The organism is Deinococcus sedimenti, from assembly GCF_014648135.1.
In the GTDB taxonomy this organism is placed as follows: domain Bacteria; phylum Deinococcota; class Deinococci; order Deinococcales; family Deinococcaceae; genus Deinococcus; species Deinococcus sedimenti.
Genome location: NZ_BMQN01000044.1, coordinates 2,501 through 4,246, shown reverse-complemented (window position 1 = coordinate 4,246; position 1,746 = coordinate 2,501). Strand labels below are relative to the sequence as shown.

Sequence of the window (1,746 nt, the reverse complement as noted above, 5' to 3'; positions counted from 1 at the left end):
AATGAGCGATGGAGCCTGGACTTCGTCAGTGATCAGTTGGCCAACGGGCAACGGTTCCGAATCCTGAACGTTGTGGACGACGGCACGAGGGAATGCGTGCTCAGCTACGCGTCAACATCAATACCAGGGGCCACGGTGGCGCGTCTGCTGGCAGACGCGATCCAGGAACGAGGCAAGCCACAGGTGCTGCTGACCGACAACGGGCCGGAGTTCACGGGCCGGGCATTGGATCAGTGGGCATACATCCAGGGCATCACCCATCAGTTCATCGATCCTGGGAAGCCTGTCCAGAACGCATATATCGAGAGCTTCAACGGACGCATGCGGGACGAATTCCTGAACGTCCACTGGTTCTTGAGCGTGCCGCAGGCGAGGCTCAGCCTCGCCATCTGGCGGCGGGACTATAACGTCGTCCGGCCCCACAGCTCTCTTGGGAACCTCACGCCACATGAGTTCGCCCGCCAACTGGCGGGCTGAAGTACGCTGGGCTCATTCGGGCTGGACCGATCACAGGGTGAACGTCATTTCAGGGGGTAGGCATGGGGGGCCGGGCGGGGACGCTCAAAGCCTGCCAGGTGGCGGTGTCGATCGCGGTGAGGGTCCGGCCGAACACGCAGCCGGTGTCGATGAACACGGCCACCGTTTCGTCCGTGAGGGGCAGGCTGACGGGGCCGTACATCATGGGGGTGTGCCCGTGCACGCTGAATGTCACGCCTTCGGGGAGGGGGTAGAGGGGCGTGTCGGCGGTGTTGGGGCGGCCCCAGAGGTGCGCGTGGACGTCCTGGCCGGTCGGGTCGGGCCGCATGGCGTGACTGAACAGGACCGGGCCGATGGTGACGTGTGGGCGCAGGTTCTCCTGCATCCACAGGGCGTCCTGGGCCGCCTCGGCCTCACTGACGTAGTTGTCGAGGGTGGCCTGACCGCCGTTGCGCAGCCAGATCTCGCGGGCGCCCTCGTCGCCGTTCAGGAGGCTGTCGATCATCAGCTGGTCGTGGTTGCCGAGCAGAGCCGTGGCGCGACGCGCTTCGACGAGAGCCCGGACGCGGGCCAGGACGCCGCGGTTGTCGGGGCCCCGGTCCACGTAGTCCCCGAGGAACACGAGGTGGCGGTCTGGGGAGATCTGTGCGAGCAGTTCATTGAGTTCCGCGAGGCAGCCGTGCACGTCGCCAATGGCGATCGGGGCGGTCAGCGGGGCGGGCGCACTGGCGTCAGTGCGGGCAGGGTCAGGGTGGGTCATGGAGTACTCCGGAGGGCGCGGCCGCCCGTCTCGCGACTGACGTTGAAGAGGAGGCCGAAATCGACGGCACTCTCGACCGTCACGCCGGTCAGTTCGGCCAGAGCGAGGTAGACGTTCCAAGAGGGTACAGTGCTGAAAAACGTGTGACTGAGGACCGATCGTACTCCTGCGTGGCTTAACTTGGACCCATCAGTGTTCGCCGGACGTCCTGCCTCAACGTGCGTCGCGTGATCCTTCCTTCACTGAACCGTGTGTCAGGGACTCGTCAAGGAGACGCACTTGCTACCCCAGGAGCCGCAGCCGCGCTGTCCGTCTGAGGTGGCGGGTACGACGCTGTTCGGTTGGCGAGACACAAAGATGCTGACAACATCAGCATCACGGTCGAGTCAGACGGAACTTTACTCAGCCACTAACACCTTCCAGGAGTTCAGTCCGTATTCTCAAGACCTGTTGCGCAGTAGAGGTCGGAGCAGGTAGGTTCAAGGGTGTTGCGACTTGAGAAGCTGAAG

The 1,746-nt window shown here is 64.0% G+C and carries 2 protein-coding genes and 1 pseudogene (1 of these 3 running past the window's edge); 2 read left to right on the top strand and 1 reads right to left on the bottom strand.

Features of this window, described 5'->3' with window-relative positions; translation table 11 throughout:
- The coding region (locus IEY69_RS21395) for an integrase core domain-containing protein (RefSeq protein ID WP_189075095.1) at positions 1 to 477 on the top strand (477 nt) is incomplete at its 5' end.
- A 49-nt stretch (positions 478 to 526) separates the two neighbouring features.
- Here the strand turns inward: IEY69_RS21395 and IEY69_RS21390 are convergent.
- Positions 527 to 1,237, bottom strand: a complete 711-nt coding sequence (locus IEY69_RS21390; RefSeq protein WP_189075094.1) for a metallophosphoesterase — start codon at positions 1,235 to 1,237, stop codon at positions 527 to 529.
- 488 nt (positions 1,238 to 1,725) lie between these two features.
- Between IEY69_RS21390 and IEY69_RS21385 the strand changes: the two are divergent.
- Positions 1,726 to 1,746, top strand: a pseudogene (locus IEY69_RS21385) (transposase); it runs 987 nt beyond the window's last position.

Bases quoted from the DNA above. Each gene is read 5' to 3' on its own strand.
- IEY69_RS21390 (WP_189075094.1), bottom strand. From the start codon at position 1,237: ATGACCCACCCTGACCCTGCCCGCACTGACGCCAGTGCGCCCGCCCCG.